Source organism: Microbacterium sp. F01 (assembly GCF_056156365.1).
Genome location: NZ_CM149592.1, coordinates 2,725,660 through 2,747,627, shown reverse-complemented (window position 1 = coordinate 2,747,627; position 21,968 = coordinate 2,725,660). Strand labels below are relative to the sequence as shown.

17 protein-coding genes are annotated in these 21,968 nt (G+C 70.9%); 5 read left to right on the top strand and 12 right to left on the bottom strand.

Annotated features, from left to right (window positions below; genetic code table 11):
* The first annotated feature begins 7 nt into the window (after window positions 1–7).
* Window positions 8–1,654 (top strand): amidohydrolase, encoded by a 1,647-nt coding sequence (locus ACVN90_RS12565; protein WP_475098576.1) that lies wholly within the window; start codon window positions 8–10, stop codon window positions 1,652–1,654.
* A gap of 47 nt (window positions 1,655–1,701) precedes the next feature.
* Here ACVN90_RS12565 and ACVN90_RS12560 read toward each other — a convergent pair whose 3' ends face one another.
* The gene (locus ACVN90_RS12560; RefSeq protein ID WP_475098575.1) at window positions 1,702–2,700 is read right to left on the bottom strand and encodes a LacI family DNA-binding transcriptional regulator; all 999 of its coding nucleotides are present in this window, start codon (window positions 2,698–2,700) and stop codon (window positions 1,702–1,704) included.
* A gap of 173 nt (window positions 2,701–2,873) precedes the next feature.
* On the opposite strand from ACVN90_RS12560, the gene ACVN90_RS12555 reads away from it, so the two are divergent.
* Genes ACVN90_RS12555 through ACVN90_RS12540 form a run of 4 tightly spaced genes read left to right on the top strand, consistent with a single transcriptional unit; the run spans window position 2,874 to window position 7,218 of the window.
* Window positions 2,874–4,148 (top strand): extracellular solute-binding protein, encoded by a 1,275-nt coding sequence (locus ACVN90_RS12555; protein WP_475098574.1) that lies wholly within the window; start codon window positions 2,874–2,876, stop codon window positions 4,146–4,148.
* On the top strand, window positions 4,145–5,065 hold the full coding sequence (locus tag ACVN90_RS12550; RefSeq protein WP_475098573.1) for a carbohydrate ABC transporter permease: 921 nt from the start codon (window positions 4,145–4,147) through the stop codon (window positions 5,063–5,065). Before ACVN90_RS12555 ends, ACVN90_RS12550 begins: the two co-directional genes overlap by 4 nt.
* Before the next feature lies 1 nt (window position 5,066).
* The gene (locus ACVN90_RS12545) at window positions 5,067–5,960 is read left to right on the top strand and encodes a carbohydrate ABC transporter permease (protein WP_475098572.1); all 894 of its coding nucleotides are present in this window, start codon (window positions 5,067–5,069) and stop codon (window positions 5,958–5,960) included.
* Window positions 5,961–6,000: 40 nt separating this feature from the next.
* Window positions 6,001–7,218 (top strand): glycoside hydrolase family 1 protein, encoded by a 1,218-nt coding sequence (locus ACVN90_RS12540; RefSeq protein WP_475098571.1) that lies wholly within the window; start codon window positions 6,001–6,003, stop codon window positions 7,216–7,218.
* Between the two features lie 289 nt (window positions 7,219–7,507).
* Here the strand turns inward: ACVN90_RS12540 and ACVN90_RS12535 are convergent, their stop codons facing one another.
* From ACVN90_RS12535 to ACVN90_RS12485, 11 genes are read right to left on the bottom strand one after another with little or no spacing between them, the layout of a single operon-like run.
* Window positions 7,508–7,897, bottom strand: a complete 390-nt coding sequence (locus ACVN90_RS12535; RefSeq protein WP_475098570.1) for a hypothetical protein — start codon at window positions 7,895–7,897, stop codon at window positions 7,508–7,510.
* Window positions 7,898–7,910: 13 nt separating this feature from the next.
* Window positions 7,911–11,129 carry a DUF6519 domain-containing protein gene (locus ACVN90_RS12530; RefSeq protein WP_475098569.1) on the bottom strand — a complete coding sequence of 1,073 codons (3,219 nt, stop codon included), beginning with the start codon at window positions 11,127–11,129 and terminating at the stop codon, window positions 7,911–7,913.
* Between the two features lie 22 nt (window positions 11,130–11,151).
* The gene (locus tag ACVN90_RS12525; RefSeq protein WP_475098568.1) at window positions 11,152–13,329 is read right to left on the bottom strand and encodes a hypothetical protein; all 2,178 of its coding nucleotides are present in this window, start codon (window positions 13,327–13,329) and stop codon (window positions 11,152–11,154) included.
* Entirely contained in the window at window positions 13,326–15,875 is a 2,550-nt protein-coding gene (locus ACVN90_RS12520) for a putative baseplate assembly protein (RefSeq protein ID WP_475098567.1), read from the bottom strand. The genes ACVN90_RS12525 and ACVN90_RS12520 overlap by 4 nt, the downstream gene beginning before the upstream one ends.
* Window positions 15,872–18,595, bottom strand: a complete 2,724-nt coding sequence (locus tag ACVN90_RS12515) for a putative baseplate assembly protein (RefSeq protein ID WP_475098566.1) — start codon at window positions 18,593–18,595, stop codon at window positions 15,872–15,874. Before ACVN90_RS12515 ends, ACVN90_RS12520 begins: the two co-directional genes overlap by 4 nt.
* Window positions 18,592–18,966, bottom strand: a complete 375-nt coding sequence (locus ACVN90_RS12510; protein ID WP_475098565.1) for a GPW/gp25 family protein — start codon at window positions 18,964–18,966, stop codon at window positions 18,592–18,594. Before ACVN90_RS12510 ends, ACVN90_RS12515 begins: the two co-directional genes overlap by 4 nt.
* The gene (locus ACVN90_RS12505; protein WP_475098564.1) at window positions 18,963–19,280 is read right to left on the bottom strand and encodes a hypothetical protein; all 318 of its coding nucleotides are present in this window, start codon (window positions 19,278–19,280) and stop codon (window positions 18,963–18,965) included. The genes ACVN90_RS12510 and ACVN90_RS12505 overlap by 4 nt, the downstream gene beginning before the upstream one ends.
* 8 nt (window positions 19,281–19,288) lie before the next feature.
* Window positions 19,289–19,816 (bottom strand): phage baseplate assembly protein V, encoded by a 528-nt coding sequence (locus ACVN90_RS12500; protein ID WP_374974929.1) that lies wholly within the window; start codon window positions 19,814–19,816, stop codon window positions 19,289–19,291.
* Complete coding sequence (locus ACVN90_RS12495) at window positions 19,813–20,952, bottom strand: hypothetical protein (protein WP_475098563.1); 1,140 nt, start codon at window positions 20,950–20,952, stop codon at window positions 19,813–19,815. The genes ACVN90_RS12500 and ACVN90_RS12495 overlap by 4 nt, the downstream gene beginning before the upstream one ends.
* Window positions 20,945–21,319, bottom strand: coding sequence for a hypothetical protein (locus tag ACVN90_RS12490; RefSeq protein WP_475098562.1), 375 nt, complete (start codon window positions 21,317–21,319; stop codon window positions 20,945–20,947). The genes ACVN90_RS12495 and ACVN90_RS12490 overlap by 8 nt, the downstream gene beginning before the upstream one ends.
* 1 nt (window position 21,320) lies before the next feature.
* Window positions 21,321–21,965 (bottom strand): CIS tube protein, encoded by a 645-nt coding sequence (locus tag ACVN90_RS12485; protein ID WP_475098561.1) that lies wholly within the window; start codon window positions 21,963–21,965, stop codon window positions 21,321–21,323.
* Window positions 21,966–21,968 lie beyond the last annotated feature (3 nt).

The window sequence follows — 21,968 nt, the reverse complement described above, 5'->3', positions numbered from 1 at the left end:
GGCAGACATGATCGCCGACACCATCATCGTGAACGGCCGCGTCTTCGACGGGAAGACGCTCACGCAGAGCACCGCCGTGGCCATCGGCGACGGCCGGATCGTCCGGGTCGGGGCAGACGCGACCGTGCGTGAGCTTGCGGATGCCTCGACCCGCGTGATCGACGCACGTGGCGGGCTCATCCATCCCGGGTTCGTCGACGCCCACGCCCATGCGGTGTTCGCCGGGGTCGAGCGGCTCAGCATCGACCTGACCCCCGCGACGACGATCGAAGAGACGCTGGAACTCATCCGTGAGGGCGCCGAGCGCAGCGACGCCGAGTGGCTCACGGGCGGGGGGTGGAGCCACGATCTGTTGCCGATGCCCACGCGCCATCAGCTGGACGAGATCGTCCCCGACCGCCCCGTCGCGCTGAGCGACGCGGGCCACCACACGCTGTGGGTCAATTCGAAGGCGCTGGAGCTGGCCGGCGTGGACCGTGCCACCCCTCAGCCGCACAACGGCTTCATCTACCTCGACGGGGACGGCGATCCGATCGGCTATCTCAACGAGACGGCAGCCGAACTCGTGGGCAGGATGGTGCCGCCCGCAACCGACGAGGAGATGTACCACGGTCTCCTCAACGCGCAGGAGCACCTGTGGTCACTCGGCATCACCGGGTGGCACGAGGCGATCCTGGGCGAGTACAACGGCAAGGCGGACTGCACGCCCGCCTTCCTCAGAGCGATCGCCGACGCAACGCTGAAGGACCAGACATCCGGAGCCCTGTGGATCGCGCCGGGCCTGCGTCGCGACGAGGTGCCGGCCCTCGTGGCCCGGTTCATCGAGGTGCGGGAGCGAAACGCCGCGGCCGGATTCGACACGAGCACCGCGAAGGCGATGATCGACGGCGTCCCGCACGGAGAGACAGCCGCGCTCCTCGAACCGTACTTCAATCACTCCCATGACGGATTCAGCGGCGAACTCCACTTCGACGAGGACGCGATTCGCGAGTTCGTGTCCCGACTCGACTCGGCAGGCTTCGCGCTGCACCTGCATGTGATGGGCGATCGCGGCATCCGCGTCGCACTCGATGCGATCGAAGCGGCGCGCGCTGCGAACGGACCCGGCCGTCGTCACCACATCGCACATCTGTCGATGGTGCAGCCCGAAGACGCCCTGCGGTTCGGCCCCCTCGGCGTCACCGCGAACATCCAGGGCCTGTGGGCCGCACCCGACCCGTTCGTCGTCGACCTCATCGGCGAGGAGCGGATGCTGGATGGATACCCTTTCCGAACGATCGCCGAGGGCGGCGCCGACCTGGCAATGGGCTCGGACTGGCCGGTATCGCCTGCCGACCCATGGCTCGCGATCCACGTCGTCGTGAACCGCTGGGCGCCGCCGTCTCCCGGCGTGGGCGTTCCGACGCTCCCTGAGGGAACGACGCCGCCGACGCTCGACGCAGAAGGGCAATCCCTTACGGTGACGCACGCGCTGAGCGCCTATACGAACGGATCGGCCGAGCTCGTCCTCGGCCGGCCCGGTCGCATTCGCGTCGGCGAGCGGGCCGACATCGCCGTGGCGACCGGCGACCCCTTCAGCCTGCCGCCCGAGATGCTGGTCTCGCTTCAGACCGCCATGACGATCGTCGGGGGCGAGGTGGTGTTCGAGCGCTGACGGACCTCTCGCCACCTCCGTCCTCTCCGTCGTCAGCCGAACCGGCGTCAGCCGCGCAGCGGTGCGGTCGACGAGCGGACCACCAGCGTCGTGGACAGCTCGGTGCGGGCCGCGGGGTGGGGGTGGCGGCCGGCGCGCACGCGGACGATCACGTCGACGGCGGCGCTTCCCATCTGCGCGAGCGGCTGGCGGATGGTCGTGAGTGGCGGGTCGATCCAGGATGAGTGCGGGAGATCGTCGAAGCCGATCACCGACATGTCGTCGGGAATGCGCAGGTCGGCCTCGCGGAGGGCGCGGATGGCGCCGAGCGCGCTGTCGTCGCTCGCGGCGAAGATCGCCGTCGGTCGTGAGTGGCGGGTGAGGAGGATGCGCGTGGCGTCGTAGCCCTGGTCGATCCCGTAGTGGGTGCGGATGATCAGGTCGTCGTCCACGGGAACGCCCGCCTGCTGCAGCGCCGCCTGGAATCCGGCGAGCCGGGCGATGCCGTTGTCCTGGTCCAGCGGACCGGTGATGGTCGCGATGCGGCGGTGGCCCAGCTCGAGGAGATGCTGTGCGGCGTCGAACGCGCCTTGGAAGTTCGTCGCCGCGATCGAGAACGTCCCCTCGGGCATCCGGTGCAGGGGGTCGACGACGACCAGGGGGATGCCGGCCTCCGCCAGTTGCTGCCGGGCCTCGGGGCTCGGCACCGCGACCACGCTCAGCAGTCCGTCGGAGCCCCGTTCCAGCGCGTGCATCACCCACTCGTCGCAGTCCTCGGGGTCGGGTTCGACGGCGAGGACGAGGTCTTTGCCGTGCGCCTTCGCCGCCTCGGCGGCGCCGCGGACGACGGCCTCCGACCACGCTTGGTCGAGGTTGACGACCCGCATGTCGAGGAACCCGGTCGCCATCCTCGGGCGCATCCGGATCTCGTAGCCGTGGCGCTTGAGGACTGCAGCGACGCGGTCTCGCGTGGCGCGCGACACGTCGGGCCGGGAATTGAGCACCTTCGACACCGTCGGGATGGACACTTTCGCCTCGGCCGCGATCTGGGCGAGCTGGACTGCCATTGTTCCTCCGGATCAACTTTCCGAAAATGCTAGCGCCAAACGCGAGTGATCGCTGGCCCATTCTCGCGGCTCTCGCTGGACTTGCGCCGTCCTGGCACCCTATAGTCTCACTCCGAGGCACGAAATTTCGAGCTATCGTATCGAAAACACACGAAGGAGTGAGCATGCAAGGGATGCGAGTCACAGCGATCACGGCGATGGCGCTGGGTGCGGTCCTGGTCCTGTCCGGATGCGGCCGCAGCGCGGAGGGCGCCGCCGAGGGTTCGTCGGTCGCCCCTGCGGAAGAAGGCGAGGCCTCGGGCGCCGTCGAGATCTGGACGGCCGGCGGGCACGCCGACAACCTGGAGAAGCTCACCGCGGAGTGGGTGAAGGCCAACCCGGACGCCAGCATCAAGATCACGGACGTGCCGTGGGACCAGGTGATCACGAAGGCGCAGACGGCCACGGCCGCCGGCAAGGGCCCGGACATCATCATGACCGGCTCCGACCAGACGGCGACCGTGATCGGAATGGGCGCGTTCGACGCCGTGCCGGACAGCGTCTACGACACCGACGACTTCTACCCGGCCGCCGTCGACTCGGTGACCGGCGAGACGGACCTGTACGCGATGCCGTGGTACGTCGAGACCCGCTTCCTCTTCTACCGCGCGGACATCGCGGCCGAGCTCGGCCTGTCGGCGCCCACAACGTGGGAGGAGACGCAGGCGATGTCGGCGGCCTTCGCATCGCGTCCTGGAGGAACCTTCGGCTTCAGCCTGCCCAAGCCCACGGAGCAGCCGGCGCAGGTCATCGTGCCGTTCGACACGCAGGCCGGTGGTTCGATGACCGACGGCGACGCGTGGACGATCGACACCCCCGAGTTCGTCGAGGCCCTCGACTACTACGGCGGCTACTTCCAGCGCGGCGAGGCGCCGATGGGCGATACCGACGCGACGTTCGAGAACGGCGGGACGCCGATGTTCATCTCGGGCCCGTGGATGCTCGACATCTACGAGGAGGAGATCGAGAAGGGCACCGCGCCCGAAGGCTTCACGATGGACTCCGTCGGCTACACCGTCTCGCCGACCGGCCCCGGCGGCAACAACGACCAGTACATCGGCGGCGGCAACCTCGGCGTGTTCTCGGCGTCCGACAACAAGTCGGCGGCATGGTCGCTGCTGTCGTGGATGAGCGAGCAGGAGCAGCAGGAGGCTTGGTACGACCTGCAGGGTGAGCTTCCCGCCAACGTGGCGGCCGGCCAGTACGCGCCGATCCAGGAGAACCCGGTCACCAAGACGCTGACCGAGCAGCTGGAGAACACCGTCGCCACGCCGAACTACCCGGCCTGGTCGCAGATCTCGGACCTCATCAGCAAGTACTCCGAGCAGGTCGCCCGCGGCGAGATCACGAGCGCCGATGCGGCGAAGGAGATCCAGACGAAGGCCGACGAGATCGGCTTCGGGTGGTGACAACCGGGCCGGCGCGGCCGGGGAAGGTCTCTTCCCTGGCCGCGCAGCGGCGGCGCTCCGCCGCGATCGCCTGGATCTTCGTTGCGCCGTTCGTCCTGACGTTCGGGGTGTTCGGGCTGATCCCGCTCGTCAGCTCGCTGGCGATGGCGTTCACCGACCTGCGGGCGCGGGACATCCGCAACCCGTTCAACGTCGACTTCGTCGGATTCGAGAACTTCGTCGCGGTGCTGACCGACCCGTCGTTCCAGCGCGCGCTGTTCAACACGCTGATGTTCGTCGTGGTCGGCGTGCCGGCCACGCTGTTCATAGCCCTCGTGCTGGCGGTGATGCTCAACTCGGTGAGCCGCAAGGTCGCCACGTTCTTCCGCGTGGGCTACTACACGCCGGTCATCACGACGATCGTCGCCGTGGCCGTCGTGTGGCGCATCATGTACCAGAACACCGGCGCCATCAACGCGATCCTCGGCTGGTTCGGGATCACCGGGCCCAACTGGCTGAGCGATCCGAACACCGCGCTGCTGGCGATCACCATCATGGCGATCTGGCGCAACATCGGCGCTTCGATGGTGATCTTCCTCGCGGGTCTGCAGGGCATCCCCGCCGACGTCAACGAGGCCGCGTCGATCGACGGTGCCAATGCGGTGCAGAAGTTCTTCCGCATCACCATTCCGATGATGATGCCGACGATCCTGCTGAACACGATCCTCGTGACCACCGGCTACATGCAGTTCTTCGACGAGCCGTTCGTCATGACGAACGGCGGTCCGCTGGAGTCGACCACCTCGATCGCGCTCCAGGTCTACAACCAGTTCAAGTACGGCAACTACTCGGTCGGCGCCGCCGGCGCGTACGTGCTGTTCGCGCTCGTCGGCATCCTCGCGCTCATCCAGTTCCGCTTCTTCCGTCAGAGGACCTGACATGACCACAACCCTGGAAAGACCCGCCGAGACCGCGGCCGGGACCACGCCGACGCGGACACCGCGCAAGCCCATCCGGTGGGGCAACCTCGCCGTGCTGGTCGCCCTCTCCGTCGGCCTCGCCGCCACGGTCCTGCCGTTCGTCTGGATGGTGCTCGGCGCCTTCAAGACGAAGGCCGAGATCATGGCGCGACCGGTCACGTGGTGGCCGCAGCATCCGACGCTCGACAACTTCCGGGCGTGGCTGTTCGAGTTCGACATCCTCCGGCCGTTCTTCAACTCTGTGTTCCTCGCGGCCGTGACCGTCGCCACGACGCTGCTGTTCTCGTCGATGGTGGGCTGGGCGCTGGCGAAGATGAACTTCCGCGGCAAGAACGTGATCATCGTCGTCGTGCTGGCCACGCTGTTCGTGCCCGGCATCGTCACGCTGATCCCGCAGTTCGTCCTGGTGGCGAACCTCGGCATGGTCAACACCTACTGGGGCCTGATCCTGCCGGGGATGGTCGGCGCCTTCGGCGTCTTCCTGATGCGGCAGTTCATGCTCGAGATCCCCGACTCGCTGCTGGATGCGGCACGGATCGACGGCGCGGGGGAGTTCCGCACGTTCTTCCAGATCGTGCTGCCGCTATGCAAGGCGCCGCTGGCGACCCTCGCGATCTTCACGTTCATGGGGTCGTGGAACAGCTTCCTGTGGCCGCTGATCATCTCGCAGGACGACTCGATGTACACCCTCCCGGTGTCGCTGGCGCTCTTCTCGGCCGAGGCCGGCGGGCATGGGTCCGACTACGGGCTGCAGATGGCGGGATCGTTCCTCATCATCATCCCGGTGCTCATCCTGTTCATCGCCATGCAGCGGCACTTCATCCAGGGGATCGCCCTGACGGGGATCAAGTGACCCCGATCCCGACACCTCCACAAGAAAGGAATCAGCATTCATGAGCAGTGTCATCGCCGCACCCGAGGGGTTCATCTGGGGAGCGGCCACCGCCGGTCACCAGATCGAGGGCGGCAACGTCAACACAGGACACTGGGAGAACGAGTACGCCCCGGGCACTCAGATCCCGGAGCCTTCGGGTGACGCCTGCGACTCGTACCACCGCTATCCCGAGGACATCGCGCTGCTGGCTGACGCGGGGCTCACCGCGTATCGGTTCTCGCTGGAGTGGTCGCGCATCGAACCCGAGGAAGGCGTGGTTTCGCGGGCGCAGCTCGCGCACTACCGGCGCATGATCGACACGTGCCGCGACCACGGCGTGCAGCCCATCGTGACGCTCCACCACTTCACCTTCCCGCGGTGGTGGGACCACTCCGGCGGTTGGTATGCCGAAGAGAGCACCGACCGGTTCCGCCGCTTCACCGAGATCGCGGCCACGATCCTCGACGACGTCGACCTCGTCGTGACGATCAACGAGCCCAACATGATGGTCAACCAGACCGAGGCGCGCATCGACACCGAGAACGGTGTCAACTTCCCGGGCCCGTCGCCGTTCGTCGCCCAGGCCATCGCCGACGCCCACCACGCCTCGACCGAGGTGCTGCGCGGGGTCGGCGGCATCCGCTCGGGGTGGACTGTCGCGAACCAGGTGTTCCAGGCGGTGCCGCGATGGGAGAAGCAGCGCGACGAGTGGCAGTACTGGCGCGAAGACTTCTTCCTCGAGCAGTCGCGGAACGACGACTTCATCGGCGTGCAGTCGTACTTGCGGACGATCATCGGTCCGACGGAAGACGAGCTGGGCTACGGCCCGCAGCCGTGGCCCGAGGGCACCGAGCGCACGCTCACCGGCTGGGAGTACTATCCCGAGGCGCTCGGCCACGCCCTCCGCCACACCCGCGAGGTCACCGGCGGCATCCCGATGATCGTCACCGAGAACGGGATGGCGACGTCGGACGATGAACGGCGCATCGACTACACGACGGGTGCGCTGGCGGGCATGGCCGAGGCGATGGCCGACGGCTGCGACGTGCGCGGGTACCTGCACTGGTCACTGCTCGACAACTACGAGTGGGGGTCGTTCCGGCCCACCTTCGGGCTGATCGCCGTCGACCACGAGACGTTCGCGCGCACCCCGAAGCCGAGTCTCGGCTGGCTGGGCGGCCTGGCACAGCGGAACGAGATCCCCGCCGCGGCTCACGCCGAGCTGCGGTCGGTCTGAGCAGATTCGAACGGACGAGGGGAGGACGGATGCTGCGGGCCGCGGCATCCGTCTTCCCCTTCCTTTCCGAAGCCGACCCGGACCAGCCCTTCGCTCGACCGGACGTCGGCACGCCGGTGTACCCGCTGGGGAATCCCGTCCGAACTCGCGTAATAGATTCCCTAGGGCTGTGTCTCTTCAGTGGGGGATAGCGCCGGAGCCCCGGTCCGGCACCCCGGCCGTGGGTCCCGAGCTCGCGGCTACCGGGGGCGCCGGCATTCTCGCGTCGGCCCCCCGGTCAATCCCCGCGTCATGCGCCCGGGTTCCGCAGCGCCTTGAGCGCCGTGAGCCACTCCTTACTCGCATCGTGCAGCTCGGACCGCGCTTGCTCGGCGGCCGTGTCCTGGCGATCCAGTTCGGCACGAGCGGACTCGATGCTCCTGCCGAGTTCGGGGACGCGTCGCGCCGCCGCTCTCAGCTCACGGGAGCCGAGCAGTTCGCGGGCGGACTCGGCGCGAGCGCGGCGGGCCTCCTCACCTCGCTCGAGCGCTTCGGGCAGCGCGGCGACGCCGTCGGTCAGCACGTCGAGCAGCGCGGTGACGGCCGCATCGTCGGCGACGCGATCCTCGCGCGCCGTCTCGTCCGCCTTCGGTCGGCGTCGAGGCTTGGGCTGGGGCTTGGGCTTGGGCGTGGGGGTCATGATGCCGCCTCTTTCAGATGCCGATGACGTTGAGGGCGTCCCACGGCGGGGGAACGGGCGCGCCGTTGAGGAACACGACGCCGGTCGAGATGTTGCCGAGAACGGAGGCCCCCGAGAGGAAGAGGTCTGCCGTGGGCTCCCTGCCGCCCCAGAACCGGTTCTGCGCGACAGTGCCCGTCTCGGCGCGCAGGCGGAGGGCGGTCGTGCCGAACTCCCGGTTGCCGCGCACGTGGTTCGAAGTGACGATCGCATCGCCGCGCAGCCCGATGATCACCGCGGGCGGGGCGTCGCCGGCCCCACCGGCCACGATGTTCGCGTCGACGGTCACGAGCGGGGCGACGATGCGGGCCGATCCGACGGCCGCCGCGGCGGCGACGCCGAAGACCAACGAGCCGAGCCCGGTCACGATGCCGCCCGCCTTCGTGAGGCCGAAGTCGAGGTCGCGCTCGTCGGCGCTGCCGACGAGCAACCCGATGAAGCGGCCGCCGTTGGGATCGAAGTCCGGATCCATCGGGTACCGGCGCGACGCGTTGCCCTCGATCTGGGATCGGGCGAAGCCGCGCACGGCGATGCCGATCTCGCCCCGGCCGCCGTCGGCCGGCCCCACGCGCTCCACGGTGTTGCCTGCGACGCGCGACTCCGCGGCGGCCACGACGTCGATGCCGACCGACTCGCCGCCCATGCTGCGCGCCGTGCCGACCCCGCGTACGGTGTTCGACTCGACGGTGGCGCGCGCGGCGTTGACGACGCGGATCGCGAAGACCCCCACCGCCTCGTCGGTGTCGCGGGAGCCGACGTCGATGACGGTGTTCCCCGAGACGGTGGCGAGCTCGACCGCCGCCTTCTCGTCGACCACGATGCCGTGCTGGGCGAGCTCGACGCGGTTGCGAGTCACCTCGAGCGTCTGCACGGAGGCGTAGTCGACGATGCCGTGACCGCCCACGCCGCGGACGCGGTTGCCGTCGATGCGCACGACGTCGCGCACGAGCTCGCCCGGGGGCGTCGGCACGATCGCGATGCCGTCGGTGCGGGCCGGCTGCTCGGAGCGCGGCGCACCGACCTGGTTGCCGGTGATGGCGAAGCCGCCCTCCGAGACCGAGATGCCCGTGCCGCCGACCATCACGGTGTTGTCGGCGATCGCGACGGAACTGCCGGGGATGACGGTGCTCGGGTAGACGAAGCCTGTGGCCACGATCCCGCCCTCGCGCGCCCGGATCACGGTGTTGTCGGCGACGCGGTTGGCGAGCAGGAACGCGGTGGTGCCGTCGAGCCGCATCCCGAAGTCGCGGCCGACGACGATGTTGTCGGCCGCCTCGAACTCCGCGACCAGGAGGACGCGGCGCCGGTCCTCTGCGCCGGCGCCCGCGTGGCCGATCCCGGTCGGCGCGGCCACGATGTTGTCGCGCAGCCTGGTGAGCAGCGCGGTCCCAGCCAGTGCGATCGCGGCCCGCGATGGGCCTTCCTGTGCGAGGACCAGGGCGGTGACGCGCTGCACGGTCGCGGCGACCGTGGTGTCGAGCACCACCGCGGAGTCGTTCGCGGCGAGTACGGCGAGATCCTCGATGGTGACGAACCGGCTCTTGGTGACGACGAAGCCGTCCGAGGCCGACGCGACGACGATCGATCCCACGCCTTGGCCGCGGATGCGCAGCGACACCGCGCCGTCGATCCGCACCGATTCACGCAGCGGGTACAGCCCGATCGCGAGGCACACGGTACCACCGCCGGCGGCGATGACCTTGTTTACCGCGTCCTGGATGGTGAGCTCGCCGCTGACGTGCGACACCGGCGTCACGCACACGGTGCATTCGCAGCCGCAGTCGTCGCAGCCGCCTTCGCCGGGCGTCGGCCACTTCGGGCGGCAGTCGGTGACGTTCCCCGGGGTGAGGATGCCGAGTCGCACGTAATGGTGATGGATGCCGAGCGGCGGCGCCGCGTCGAGCAGCGGGTCTGCGCCCGAGGGGTCGCCCGAGGCGTCGGCCGTGCGTGCGGGCACGATCCAGTGGTCGCCGGTGCGGAACGCCCCGCCGGCGGAGGCGAACCCGACGATGAGCCCGTGCTCGAGCACGATCCGATCCGCCGCGGCGGCCGGGACGGGGATCGCGCCGGTGGCCGCCGCCTGGTCGAGGTCGACGACCGTGCCGCCCGCGGTGTTCTTGACGACGCCCACCTGGTCCCAGCGGCGCACGCGGAGGTGGCGCTCGGAGGCTTCGTCGATCGTCAGCTGCAGGTCGGCGGGCAGCGCCGCCCCGGCGAAGGCGATGGTCCCCTCGGCGTCGTCGACCTCGATGCGGCGCAGCTCGCCGGGCTCGCCGCGCAGCTCGCGATGGTCGTCGACGACCTCGACCCAGTCGCCGTCGTGGAAGCCGAGCACGTCGTCCCGGCCCAACGACGCCGGGCGGACCACGGCGCCCGCGTCCAGGACCTCGACGACGGCGCTCGCCACGGATCCGTTGTCGCGAGACCACTTGAACGACGCCGTCCCCGGCTCGCCGGGATCGTGGATCTCGATCCGGTACGTCTGGTGCTCGAGCCCGCGGTAGCCGCCGGTCGGCGGCAGTTCGCACGGGTCGTCGTCGACGACCGAGATGGTCTCGACGGTGAGCCGGGCGCCAGACGGCGCGGTGGACGCGGTCCACCCCTCGATGTCGTCGTCGGGGGTCCCGCAGGTCGTGCCCGCCGGCACCGCGAAGTGCTTGACCTGCCACACGGTCTGCGTGCGCGCCGTCGTGTCGACGCCGATCGCGGGCTCGATCAGGCCCGGATCCTCGAGGTGCGTGACCTCGCGCGGCCACACGTCGAGGTACATGAGGTGGGTGCCGTCGGCGGGGAGGTCCGGTGGATCGGGCAGGTACGGCTGCGTCGCATAGGTCACGGTGTCAGGCCCCACCTGCTCGGCGAGGATCGGGTCGAAGCTGTCGTCGGGTGCGGCGCCGTGGTTCTCGGCGAGCTGGCCGTCGACGTAGAGCCGCCCTCTCCCGATCGCGAGACTTCCGCCCGCGAGCGTGAGCCTGAAGGCGTCGGGCGTCACCTTCGACACCGCGGCCGTGCCCTGGATGCCCGCCTGCGGCCCAGGGCCGTCGAGGTCGGCGACGTTGGCGCGCAGCCTCCGCTCAAGGATGGCGACGAGCTCGTTCCAGTCGCCGTCGAGCAGCAGACGACCCTGCTGCAGCACGACGCCGGAGTGATCCTTGCGTGCGTCGAACCGCACGCCGCTGAGATCAGCACCCATCAGTTCGTCCCCTTCCCGGATTTCATGTCGCGAAGATGCGGTCGGCCGCGAGGCCGAACCGCAGGTACTCGTCGAGGCGGATGCGCAGGTTCGCCTCGCGCTGCGGCGCGTAGAGGCGGTGCGTCACACCCATCTCGCCCTCATCGTCGGCGCCGAGGCGGATGCGATCGTGCGTGCCTTCGTGCAGCCTCAGGTAGTCGTGGTCGCCGTACCGCATCGAACCGAATCGCGCGCGCGACGCGCGCTGCACGGCGAGGAGGTCATCGGGTCGGGGCGCGCAGTGGAAACGGCGACCGGTGCGAGACCCGTCCGGCAGGAACGAGTACCGCACACACCCCTGCTGCTTCCGCTCGGCGTGCACGGGGTGCGGCCGAGGATCGCCGTTCACCAGAGCTGCGAGCAGCAGCGAGTTCGAGGCATCCAATCGGATGCAACGGATGCTGCCCACCACCGTGGAGGCGACGATGTCGAGGTCGCCGGCGGCCGCGGTGCCGTCGCCCGTCTCCCAGTCGGCGACGGACGACACCGTACGCGGCGACGCGCCGTCGCGGCCGGTGATGGCCGCACCGGTGCGTGATGACGCGTCGACGACCGAGTCGACGATCTCGATCGAGACGCCTTCGACCGCGACGATCGGGCCGACGACGCTGCGTTCGATCCTGACGCAGGCGAACGGGTCGAGCACGATGAGGCTCGCCCGCGCCGGCGAGGTGGGCTGTCCGGCGGTCGTGCGAGTGATTCCCGGCACCAGCGTCGTGTCGCGGATGACGATGGTGCGGCGCTCGCGGTCGGGCGGGTCGACCTCGTCCAGCACGACGGGGGCACCCGAGACGAGCAGACCGTCCAGCACGACAGTGCTCTTCGCGGCCATGTCGAGCCTCAGCGGCGACGAGAGTTCGAGCGAGGGGCGTGCGCCGGCATCGGCGGCGAGACACACCGCCGTGTCATCGCCGGCCGTCGGGTCGGGCGTGAGCGACGTGATCGTGACGCCCTGCGCGTAGCGGTCGGAGTCGACGACGAGGACGGTGCCGGCCTCTTGCGTGAGGTCGAGTTGGGCCTGCAGGGATCCGCCCGCCGAGACCGTGCGACGGGGGAGGGGGAGCGGATCGTCGCCGCGGCGGCGGTTGCCCGCGCCGACGGGCACCGCCATGCCGATCGAGAAGGTCGCGAGCACCCGCTCGTCGGCGGCGAGAGCGTCGCCGAACCAGACGCGGCCGAGCGCGGGGTCGATGTGCACATCGCCCGCCGCGGGCTCGTGCGCCCAGGCCCCGCCGCCGCCCGGAACGTCGGAGAGGTCGGCGAATCGGACCACCGCGAGCGGGATGGCCGCAGGTTCGCCCCCACCCGTCTGCCGTTCGAGCAGGATGGACCGGCGCGCGCGGGACAGCGTCGGCCCGTAGACGGAGGGCGCGTGGTCGGCGGCCCACCGGACCGTGAGCGGCTGCGGCACGTCGGGCGGCTGCGCGAGGTGCGCGATGTCGGTCTCGATCCGGGGCTGGCTGAACAGCCGGGTGTCGGCACCGAGCGGATCGAACCGGAACCGGCGCCCATCGGCAGCGGGGTCGGGGGTGAGCGGCGAACGCCCGATGAGCACCGGCTGCGTCCGCCACAGGAAGATCGGCACCTTCACGATGCCGTAGCGACCCCCTCGCTCGCGCCAGGTGGAGTCGAGCGTACGCGTGTGCGCGGTGTGGGCGAGGTCGTCGAACGCGGCGCCCTGCTGCACCACATGGTGGAGGGCTTCGTGGTCGCGCAGACCCGCGCTCGCCGCCGCGTGCGGACGCACGTGGTTCATGTACTGCGTCGTCGTGACGCGTTCGAACGACTCGTATACGCGGGCCGGCCAGCCGGTGACGTCGCGCGCGAGCTGCTCGATCACCGCCGCGGTGCCTTTGCGGCGGCGGTAGGCGACAGTGTTGGCGACCTCCGCACGCGGCGAGACCACCTCGGGCACCACGCCGTGGATCGGCCGGTAGCCGACCACGCCGCCGACGTAGGGCGTCGCCCACGGTGCGGCCGTCTCGACGAACTGGTCGTCGTACAGCTGCGCCAGCTCCTCCGCGAGCACCTCCAGCTGGTCGCCGAAGACGTCGAGGAGCTCGGCGAGCACGCCGCCCGCTTCGCCGTCGCGAAGGCGGTACACCGCCGGCAGCAGCTGCCAGAGGTGCGCGGCGGCCGTTCCGGCCTCGGGCTCGGTCATGGCATCTCCTGGAGGGGCGGGAACGGGACGGGCGAGAGCGCGAGCAGCTCGGCGCCGAGCGGATCGGGCACCGCGAGTGCAGCGGACGCCGCGACCAGGCGCTGGGCGAGACCCGGCGCGGTGCCGCGGTGGAACTGGTCGAGGTCGATCCCGACGACGCCGACGACGGATGCTGCGACCGCGACGATCTCGGAGGCGTGAACGGGATCGCCCAGCTCGCGGGCGGGCGCGCCGAACGTGTCGCGCAGCGTTCGCTCGAGCGACGCGAGCACTTTCCCGCGCTCGCGAGCAGGATCGGTGTCCACTTTGAAGGCGATCCGGAAGTCCACCGGCCGGACGGGCACGACGGCCACCTTCACGAGCGGATCGCCCCAGCGCACGAGTTCGCGCTCGAGTCGCTCGACGATCTGGGCGGGCGGCGCGGCGCCCGCAGCATCCGTCACCGTCACCACGATGAGTGGTCCGCCGTGCACCGGCAGCACGTCGGCGCGGGCCTTGCCGATGCCCGAGAACGCCAGCGAGAAGTCGGCGTAGTCGAGGAGCGACACCGTACGGCCGAGCGTGCGCACGGGGATGGGGATGGCGCGCCGCGCGTCGCCTTCGGACTCGGGATCGACACCGCCGACGGCGGGCGCGGGGTTCGTCACGCCCTTGAGCCCGAGGGGCCGGTCCAGGGCGATGCCCAGCTGGTCCTTGCGCACGTTGCCCGCGGCGCCGACGCCCTTGCGGTGGCGGGCGCGCACGTTGGTCGATCCCGTCGACGGTCGGGCGCCGTGGGTCCCGTCGCCGAACACCACGCTGAGGCCGCCGTCCGGGTCGTCCCGGGTCTCGTACACGTGATCGGTCGCACGGGCCGTGGCCGTGGTGGGCACCTCGGTCCAGCGCACGTCGTCGACGCGCACCTCGAGGGTCGACGCTGTGCCTCGCGGCGTCTCGGCACGGACGAAGGTGAGCGGCGCCTGCTGCACGCGGTAGGCGGCGAACGGCACGCGTGCGTCGCCCGAGCCGAGGAGCTGCGTCACGGTCTCGCCGTGCGTCGCGCGGGCGGCGTTGCCGAAGACGACGGCGGAGGCGCGGGTGGGGGAGATCGTCGGCGCGGCGGCCAGGGTCAGGAGCGTGCGGCCGCCCGCGACGGGGTCGGCGGATGCGACCAGGACCGGCTCGCTGATCGCCGTGCCCGCAGCATCCGTCCCCGACAGGATCACGGTGCGTCCCGCGACCATCTCGCTCGCGTCCCCGTCGACGAGGAGCGTCGTGCCCGAGATCGCGGAGGTGACCGGAACCCCGGCAAGCGTCAGCCGCTCCGGGACGGCGAGCACCGTCACCTCCCGCGGCGAGAGATCGACGCCCAGCGCCGGACCCGTCAGCGTGAGTTCGGTCGTGCGTCCCGAGACGCCCCAGACCGCGCGAGACGCCTCCCGCACGGACGCGACGCGGAAGCGGCCGTTCGTCGCCGCGGCGTCGAGCACGAGCCACGACCCGATCGGGATCCCGGGGTGGGCGCCGTCGAGGAAGGTCGAGGTCGTGGTGCCCGACGACGTCGCCGCGAGGAAGTCGCCGTCGCTATCGGGGTTCAGGTACGACGGCGGGTCGGCCTCGGGGTCGGCGAGCACCCACACCGGCGCGTTGTGGGCGAACACCGCGAACCGGCGGCGGAAGACGAACACCCGCAGGTCGCCGATCGGGAGCGAGGGCGGCATGGTGGACGCGACCCCGCCCGTCCACGTGACGTGCGTCACCCCCGCCTGCTCGACGACGTCGACGGAATCGAGGGTGCGAAGGTCCCATTCGCTGCCCAGCTCCGGCCCCGTGAACAGGAGGGCGTCTCCGCGCGCGAGCCCGAGCGCCGTGCCGTCGAACCACGCCTCGGTCGGCGCGGCCACCTGGGGGAAGGGGAGGGTCGGCACGAGGGGGAGTGCATTCCACTCGGGTCGCGCCTCGATCTGCTCGACGGTCTCGAACGTCTGCGGCTGCTCGTCGGGTCCGGGCACGCTCTGCACCCGCAGCCCGATCGGCAGCGTCAGCGCGGTGGGCACGGCGGGCGGCGCGATCCCGGGGTCCCTCATCGACTCGGGCAGCGGCGCCGGAGGCTTCTCGAGCGAGAACGCGAGGGTCGCCTCCGCGGCTGCACCGCGCCCCAGGCGATAGGCGACGAGACCGCCGAGCTCCTGCAGCGACGTGCGCTCGGTCGCGGTGCCGAGATACGCCTCGTTCGCCAGGCGCTCCGTGTAGAAGGTGAGGATGTCGGCGGTCACCGCGAACGCGTCGAGCAGCGCGATCGTGACGTCGTCGGCGTCCCGCGTGCGCAGACCCCGCAGCGCCGGCCGCGCCTCGTGCGGCTGCGGCGCGTCGGTGGCCGGCGGGATCGGCTGCGTCGGCGGGCTGGTGTCGCGCGAGAGCCCCGCGATCATGGCCGAGAGGAAGTCGCCGTGCGTGCCCGACCGGTACCGGATGGACCGGAGGCCCGGACGATTGGCGACCGGCAGCGGCGGTGCGGCGGCCGCGCGGCATGCGGCGCAGCCGCACGCGGAGTGGTGGGCGCTCATGATCCGCCTCCGTAGCTCAGCGCGATGACCCCGCGCTCCGGGAAGTCGGGGTCGTCGTCAAGCCGCGCGATCTCGAGGCGCCCCATCGGGAGGACGCCCGACTCGATGCCGCTCGACCAGGGCTCGTGCTGCCGCTGGAAGCTCAGGACCTCGACGGAGTCCACCCCGGGCACCGCGTGTGCCGCGGCGAGGATCGCCGAGAGGTAGACCGGTCTGCCGAACGTGAAGCGGTCGGGGTGGAACAACCCCACGCGGCCGTCGGGCAGGACGGCATCGGACAGCTCCGCCCGCAGCTCGCGCGCGACCGCCGAACGACGGTGGCCGCGCTCGACGCACACGAACAGCGAGACATCGAGCGGCACGAAAGTCGGGCCGTCCACCTCGAGGTCATAGCCGGCCAACCGGTAGCGCTCGAGCTGCGCGCGCAGGGCGCCCTCGAAACCGGCGTCGACCGGGCGCCCGCCGCGGCGATCCGCGGTGACGAACACGGTGTGCCACGATCCGGTCCAGCGGAACGTCGCCTCGGCCCTCTCGACACCGGGGTGCAGCTGCGCCTTGCCCGCGTAGTCCGAGGTCGTCACCGCCCGCTCCTGGATCGACAGGGTCGCCGGGGCGTCGCGGCGGATCTCGTCCCCGGTCTCGGCGTCGACGCCCCCGAACGCCGCCAGCGGGTTCACCACGCCGACGAGATCGGTCTCGGCGCCCACGAGGTACGCGAGGCTCTCGCGCCCGATGTTGCCGGCGACGCCGTTGCCGACGCGATACGTCGCACGGAAGGCGGTGCCCTCCGGCGGCCGGGCGCCGTGCTCATCGTCGCCGAAGCGCAGCAGCACCGTGCCGTCGTGCTCCTGCTCGACGACGAACGCGTGGTGCTCGCCGTCGCTCGCGATGAGATCGGGGCTCGGGTGCCAGTCGTGCTCGGCGCCACTGGGCTCCTCGCCCGTGAGGGTGACGGCCGGCGTCGCGGATCGGGGGTCGCCGGCGCGGATCGCGAGGGCCGAGCCCCATTCCTCCAGCACCTCGAGCGTGTTGTCGGCGACATTCGTGCGCAGCAGCCACGCGCGCACGCCGAAGCTCAGGGAGTGCAGCATCCCGGATCCTCGCACGATGGCCTCGTCGCCGATCTGGGCGATGCCGGCGGCGGCGAAGAGCGCCTGCAGCTCGTCCTTGGAGGCGCCGCCCTGCAGTTCCGCCTCCAGCGCCGGGGTGAGCGGCGCCGTCGCGAGCACCTCGCGATCACGGACGACGGTGCGCGTGAGCGGCAGCTGCTTCAACGACGGGCGGTACCGGGCGGGAACGCGCTCGCCGTCGTCGTCGCAGTCGGCGGTCGCGCGCACGAGTCGCGACACCGGCACGGTCCCGAGAGGCTCGCCGTCTCCGCCGTCGCCGGCGACGGTCGCCCCGTGGTCGGCGAGCACGATGTTGCCCCACGCGGCCGCGGTCTCGATCCCGTCGACAGCGATGCACAGGGCGGCGGGAAGAGCGTCCTCCTCGTGCCAGCGGATCTCGGTGACGTCCTCTTCGCCGCCGTCGAAGAGGGTGCCGGAGGGATCCTTCGAGGCCCGCACCTCGAGGAGTCGGACGGCGAAGCGGCGCCCGGGGTCGGCATCCGCGGCGATCCGCGTCGAGGGGGAGACGGTCTCGGCGAGCACGAGCACCTCGCCCGCGCGCAGCTTCGGATGGGCGCCGCGCAGGGTGGCCGACGTCGTGCCCGGCTGCAGGGTGGCATCGAGGCGCCCCCACGTCCAGAAGCGCAGTTCGGCGAGGTCGTCGTCGAGCAGTGCGCCGTGCACGGTCTGGAACTCGACGGGCTGGGCGTCGGTGACCCGCTCGTAGTCGCGCGTGGCCTCCTCGAGGCGCTGGTCGTCGACCCCCGGCACGCGCGTCAGCAGCCGCGTGCCCGCCGGGAGCGGGACGTCGACCGCGCCCTCGCCCACAAGGATCCGCGCCCACACCCGGGCGCTCGCGCCGTCGTGCACGCGGTAATCGACGAGGCGCGCGTGGCGTCGCAGTGAGATGCGGCTGCGGGCGGTGCCGAGGTAGGCCTCGGTCGCCACCGCGTCCTGCCGATACGACAGCTCGTCGGCGGCGTAGGCGAGCAGCTCGACGAGCATGACGCCGACGTCGGCCGACGACCGCTCCGTCCATCCCGGTGCGAGCAGCGCCATCCGTTCGAGCATCACGCGCCGGAAGCCCTGGTAGTCCTTCGCGAGGTAGTCGATCGGCGGCGGGTGGTGCACGCCCGCCGGGCACGTGCACGGCTGGAGGCAGTCGAGGTCGCTCGGGCACTCGACCTTGAAGGAGAAGGGCACGGCGGCCAGCAGCGGGTCGAAGCCGGTGGGCGGCCCGACGGTGCCGGGCGTGCGCATACGCAGTGTGTAGAGCGAGAAGTCGCCCCACCGCGCCGTGCGCACGACGAGCAGCGTCGCCGGGTCGTCGTAGCCGCCGATGAGGTCGAGCTCGGTGCCGGTGAGATCGGCGCCGGCCCTCGCCCACTCGACGCCGACGGGGCGGATGCGCTCGCCGCCCTCGATCGCGATCCAGGTGCGGTCGAGGCCCGCCGGCACCGGCAGCAGCAGGCGCACGACGAGCGTCCGCTGGCGCAGCGCGTGGACGGGTTCGTCGTGGTCGCGCACCTCGAGGAACTCGATGCCGTTCAGCAGGCCCGCGAGCTTCACCGCCGTGAGCCGGCGCTGGTCCCCGCACGTGTAGCAGGTCATGCCGACACCCCCGGCGGCGTGCGGAACGTCTGGACCTCGTGCGATCCCGTTGCGCGGACGACGTACGTGATCGTCGCGACGAGGGCGGCGTCCTGGGCTTGCACCTCGACCGACTCGATCGCGATGACGTCGGCCAGCTCGCGCTCGAGAGACGCCTGGATGAGGAACTGGGATGCTGCGGCCGCTTCCGGTCCGCCGGGTGCGAAGACCTGCGCGAGCAGGCCCGCGCCGAACTCCGGCCGCATGACGCGCTCGCCGGGAGACGTGAGCAGCACCTGCTCGATGAGGTCGCGCACGTGCTCGTCACGCCCGGTCGTCGCCGTGCGCCCGGTGCCGTCGACGGCCCACGGGAAGTCGAGCGTGCCGCTCACGACGCCACCACCCTCGGCTGCACGGCGCCCGGAATCAGCGGCGCACCGGTCGCGACGGTGATCGACGACCCGGTCGCGACGGCGACCGGCATGCCGCCCGCCAGCACGCGTACGGCTCCGGCGACCCACCGCCCGCTGACGTCGAAGGGGCCTGACGACGTCGAGAGGGAGCATCCCGCGATCGCGTACTGCGTCGCCAGTGTGACAACGGGCGCGCCCGCGACGAGCACCCGCGGGAAGGGCGACACGGCCGTCGCCACCCCGCCGTGCGCGCACAGCACGGACGAGGCCTGAGTGAGCACGGGTCCCGGCATCCTTCCTCCTACGTCACCGTGAGGGCGCCCGCGTTGATGCTGACGGTCGGACCGACCATCGAGATCACGGCGCCCTTGCCGTTGCTGATCGTGATGCCGACGTCGCTGACCGAGATCATCGCGCCGGTCGTGGTCTTGATGAGGATGCCGCCGCTCGGTCCGGGCGTATCGCTGATGGTGATCGAGTTGCTCAGCAGCGTCTGGAAGGTGAGTCCCGACACCCCGGGCGGCACGATGCGTGCCGCAGCCGGCACATCGGCGGGGGAGTAGAACCCGCCGACCCACACCGGGTAGTCGGGATCGCCGCCCTCGAACTCGACCCACACGCCCGCCCCGATGGCGGGGACGGTGAAGACGCCGGTCTGCGTGCCCGTGACCGGCAGGCACGGCATCGCCCACGAGCTCGGCGGTATGCCGATCGACGGGACGAGCACCTGGATGCGCCCCATCTGCATCGGATCGATGTTGTTGACGCACGTGCCCCGGTACTTGCCGAACAGCTTCTTTGTGGCGACGGCGGTCTCTGTGTCGCTCATACGGGCACCTCCGGGACGGTGGACAGAAGGGCGTTGCGGGCAAGGGTGAACGACTGGGTGTAGCTGCCGCGGGCGATCTTGTGGGTCACGCTGCTGACGTAGTAGAGACCGTTGAAGGCCTCGCCAGCACCGCGCACCCCCACGAGCCCCCGTGACCTGAGCACTCCGCCGTAGCGGGCGACGTCGAGTTGTCCGGTGCCGGTGACCATGTCGTCGTGCTGCCCCGCGTACGCGATGCCCTTCATGATCGCGGCGGGAACGCTGAGCTTGGCGGTGCCCGCGAGGAACGTGAGCTTCGGCGGCAGCGGAGGCACGACGCCCAGCATCGGCCGCAGCGGGTTGATGTCGGGGATCGGGATCGGGATCGGCGCCTTGCTCCACGGCTCGTGCACCGTCACGACCGGCAGCTCCTTCTTCTCCTTGTTGAGCGTGAAGTTCAGCCCGGTGACGTTGTCGTGCGGGCCGTCGAGGCCGCCGTCGAGCGCGCGCTGCGGGATGCCGAGACGCACCTCCGGCCCCCAGTAGGCCTTGCTCATCCCCGGCACCCGACCGGGATCGATGTAGAACACGTAGCCCGCCTCGTGCGCGAGGTTCTTGAGGTATGCGTAGTCGCTGCCCTGGTGGCGGGGGATCTTCTCGGTGGGGATCGGCGGGTCTTCGACGAGCGCCGGGATGACCAGAGGTGCGACACCGAGCGCCGCGTACTTCGCGAGGACGGCGAGCGCGCGCACCGCGACCGGCATCGCGGGGTAGGGGATGCCGTCGAGCTCGAAGATGTCCATGACGGCCGTGAGGTCCTTGCCCTTGACGTGCAGGGTCGCGGTCGTTCCGTCGGTCTTGAACTCGTGGTCGGTCATCACGCCGTCGGCGAGCACCTCCGTCGTCCCGCCGATGGTCACGGCGAGGACGATGCGGAAGAGCGGGATCGAGACGCCCCCCGTGAGGAGGAACAGCGTCGACAGGGGCGATTTCTTGGGCACATCGAAGACGAGCTCGAACCCGCTCTGGGTGTCGCCCGAGCCGTTCTCGATCGTCACCTCGCGCAGCGCCTCCACGAGCGCCTGGGGAGCCGGCACGGCGATCGCGGGCCCCGCGTACAGGTGCAGCCGCACCGGCTGCGGCGGAAGCTCAGCCATCGGCCCCCCTCATGTCGACGGGCAGGGTCACGCGCACCACATGCCCGGGCGGGCCGGCCATGCCGGTGGGGTCGATGACGCCGTTGGCGTCGGCGAGGCGCCACCACAGCTCGGGGTCGCCGTAGTGCCGGGCCGCGAGGAGGTCGCGCCGGTCGCCCTCGACGCAGCGCACCTCGTACAGGGTGTCGAAGCGCTCGGGCTTCGGCACCAGCCGGCGGCGCAGGAACGCGACGGGCACGGGCTCGACGCCGGGCTCCGCCTCCGGCACGTGGTGGGCGATGCCGACGTCGGCGTATCGGCTCGTGGGCGGCAGGGTGTGCTGCGGCACGACGCCGGCGGAGAGCAGCTGCTGCAGCGGGTCGACCATGTCAGAGCTCTTCCACACCCAGCGTGGACAGCGGCGCGGAGGCGGCCTTCTTGGCGAGCGCTTCGCGGGAGCGCAGGTGCGCCATGAAGAGCTGCCCACCGCGGTGCTCGAACCCGAGGTCATCGACGGTGAGCACCCTCATCCCGAGCGACACCGTCGCCCGGATCGGATTGAGCTGGGCGTCGAACGCGTCCTCCGTGATGGAGAGGTCGGTGATGCGCACCGGCACGACGCGGTTCGGTCCCCAGACGAACAGCAGCAGGGGCGTCTCGATGGCGAGCACCTCGAGCGCGCCGCCGCGGGCGATCGAGTCGTTGCCCTGCAGGGCGTCGCTCGTGGGCTGCACGAGCAGCTCGAGAGCCGCGAGTTCCGGATGGATGCCGACCTCGGCCGCCGTCCGGTTCTGGTCGGGGTGCTCGAGCCGGTCCGTCGCGTCGATCTCGGCCTCGACCTTGATGGTCTCGGTCGCGGCGCCCTTGATGCGCAGAGCTTGGGACTTATCGCCGCCGGACTCTCCGGCCGCCTGCACCTGCATCGTGCGGCTGAGCGACTCGGGGTTGTACTGGAGCGCGATGGTGCGCAGCGTCCGCCCGCTCTTGACATCGACCTGCACGAGGCCGCCCTTGATGAGCCGGGGTGAAGTCATGGC

What these genes read in the sequence shown, in the direction of transcription:
- ACVN90_RS12525 (WP_475098568.1), bottom strand. Translation starts at nt 13,329, where the DNA reads ATGACCGAGCCCGAGGCCGGAACGGCCGCCGCGCACCTCTGGCAGCTG.
- ACVN90_RS12530 (WP_475098569.1), bottom strand. Translation starts at nt 11,129, where the DNA reads ATGGGTGCTGATCTCAGCGGCGTGCGGTTCGACGCACGCAAGGATCAC.
- ACVN90_RS12485 (WP_475098561.1), bottom strand. Translation starts at nt 21,965, where the DNA reads ATGACTTCACCCCGGCTCATCAAGGGCGGCCTCGTGCAGGTCGATGTC.
- ACVN90_RS12500 (WP_374974929.1), bottom strand. Translation starts at nt 19,816, where the DNA reads ATGAGCGACACAGAGACCGCCGTCGCCACAAAGAAGCTGTTCGGCAAG.
- ACVN90_RS12495 (WP_475098563.1), bottom strand. Translation starts at nt 20,952, where the DNA reads ATGGCTGAGCTTCCGCCGCAGCCGGTGCGGCTGCACCTGTACGCGGGG.
- ACVN90_RS12565 (WP_475098576.1), top strand. Translation starts at nt 8, where the DNA reads ATGATCGCCGACACCATCATCGTGAACGGCCGCGTCTTCGACGGGAAG.
- ACVN90_RS12520 (WP_475098567.1), bottom strand. Translation starts at nt 15,875, where the DNA reads ATGAGCGCCCACCACTCCGCGTGCGGCTGCGCCGCATGCCGCGCGGCC.
- ACVN90_RS12515 (WP_475098566.1), bottom strand. Translation starts at nt 18,595, where the DNA reads ATGACCTGCTACACGTGCGGGGACCAGCGCCGGCTCACGGCGGTGAAG.
- ACVN90_RS12540 (WP_475098571.1), top strand. Translation starts at nt 6,001, where the DNA reads ATGAGCAGTGTCATCGCCGCACCCGAGGGGTTCATCTGGGGAGCGGCC.
- ACVN90_RS12535 (WP_475098570.1), bottom strand. Translation starts at nt 7,897, where the DNA reads ATGACCCCCACGCCCAAGCCCAAGCCCCAGCCCAAGCCTCGACGCCGA.
- ACVN90_RS12560 (WP_475098575.1), bottom strand. Translation starts at nt 2,700, where the DNA reads ATGGCAGTCCAGCTCGCCCAGATCGCGGCCGAGGCGAAAGTGTCCATC.
- ACVN90_RS12555 (WP_475098574.1), top strand. Translation starts at nt 2,874, where the DNA reads ATGCGAGTCACAGCGATCACGGCGATGGCGCTGGGTGCGGTCCTGGTC.
- ACVN90_RS12505 (WP_475098564.1), bottom strand. Translation starts at nt 19,280, where the DNA reads ATGCCGGGACCCGTGCTCACTCAGGCCTCGTCCGTGCTGTGCGCGCAC.
- ACVN90_RS12545 (WP_475098572.1), top strand. Translation starts at nt 5,067, where the DNA reads ATGACCACAACCCTGGAAAGACCCGCCGAGACCGCGGCCGGGACCACG.
- ACVN90_RS12490 (WP_475098562.1), bottom strand. Translation starts at nt 21,319, where the DNA reads ATGGTCGACCCGCTGCAGCAGCTGCTCTCCGCCGGCGTCGTGCCGCAG.